2 protein-coding genes are annotated in these 1,183 nt (G+C 69.9%); both read left to right on the top strand.

What is annotated here, in order from left to right; genetic code table 11:
- Positions 1-480: 480 nt before the first annotated feature.
- A complete protein-coding gene (locus ACFQEU_RS16260) occupies positions 481-855 on the top strand; it encodes a DUF8159 domain-containing protein (RefSeq protein WP_379783855.1) in 375 nt (124 codons plus the stop codon).
- On the top strand, positions 852-1,183 hold a 332-nt coding region (locus tag ACFQEU_RS16255; protein WP_379783853.1), incomplete at its 3' end, for an alpha/beta hydrolase. The genes ACFQEU_RS16260 and ACFQEU_RS16255, both read left to right, overlap by 4 nt.

Raw genomic sequence — 1,183 nt, 5'->3', positions numbered from 1 at the left:
GAGCGGAGCGGCGAGGACCGCGGGCGGGAACAGCAGCGTGACGACGAGCCAGACCGGCGCAACGGTCCACGCGAGCAGCGTCAACACCGTCCCCACGACGATCGTCCCGGCCGCGTCCGCGGACCGCGTCGGCGTCGCCAGCGCACCACGAAGCATACCGATCCGTCTCCCGGCAGGGTCATAAGTGACCTCCTCCCCGCAGTACGCGGCGGGCTTCCGCCCTCCGACCGTCCGTGTGTAAGCGGAATAACTGAAATCCTGTTCACCGATGGTTTATCCGATAGCGCGGTGTCGTCGGAAACGGCCGCGCGGGAGGATCGTGTGCCTCTGACAGAACCGATCCGGCCGTCCGTCGTGACGGCCCCCGCCAGCGGCTTTTCGAAGGCGCATCTGAACGACGATATCCGCGGAGTCGTGGGTTTCATCGAGCCGACCGCGGCGCGCCGGTACCGATTTATCCCGCCCCGCCGACCGTCCGGTATGAGCGATGACGAGACGGTGGGCGGGATCGAACCGACCCTCCGTACCTACGGGATCAGCGTCGAGGCGGTGGACACGGGCGATCCGCTGGAGGTGACGTACATGACCGCCTTCCCCGGACGGGAGGTCCACCACGGCGAGATCGGTCGCGCCCTCAACGCCCTCATCGACCGCGCCGAGGCTGACGAGTGGGAGCCAGTCCGCGTGGAAGCGACCGTCGTCCGGTCGCCCGGGGACCCGCTCGGCACGTGGGCGGCCGAGCCGGAGTGGTTCGAGGCGCTCATCGACTACGAGATCAGCGAGACGGAGTTCTCGACGCGCGTCCTCGAAACGCTCACACACGTCGACGCCGGTGCGGAGGGTCCCACGCCGTGACCCGCCGGAACCCGGTCAACCGGGCGCAGCGACGGTTGGCACGGCCCCCTCGCGAGCGGTTCGCCACTCGAACGCTCTCCTTCGATGTCGACGGCGAGACGTGTCGCGGAACCCTCTATCTGCCGGGCGGCGACGGGAGCGACCCGCCGACCGTGGTGATGGCACCCGGCCTCGGCGCGGAGCGGTCCTTCGGCTACCCCGCGATCGCCGAACGGTTCGCCGACGCCGGGTACGCGGCGCTGCTGTTCGATTACCGCGGGTTCGGCGCGTCCGACGGCGACGAGCAGGTGATCCACCCCGCGAGCCAGCGTGCCGACTACGCCGCCGC

It is taken from the genome of Halorubrum tibetense, assembly GCF_042661865.1.
Lineage (GTDB): Archaea > Halobacteriota > Halobacteria > Halobacteriales > Haloferacaceae > Halorubrum > Halorubrum tibetense.
The sequence above is the reverse complement of the archived record's forward strand: the minus strand, read 5'-3'. Positions and strand labels throughout refer to the sequence as shown.

Excerpts from the sequence above, each read along its gene's own strand:
- ACFQEU_RS16260 (WP_379783855.1), top strand. The coding sequence starts at position 481 with ATGAGCGATGACGAGACGGTGGGCGGGATCGAACCGACCCTCCGTACC.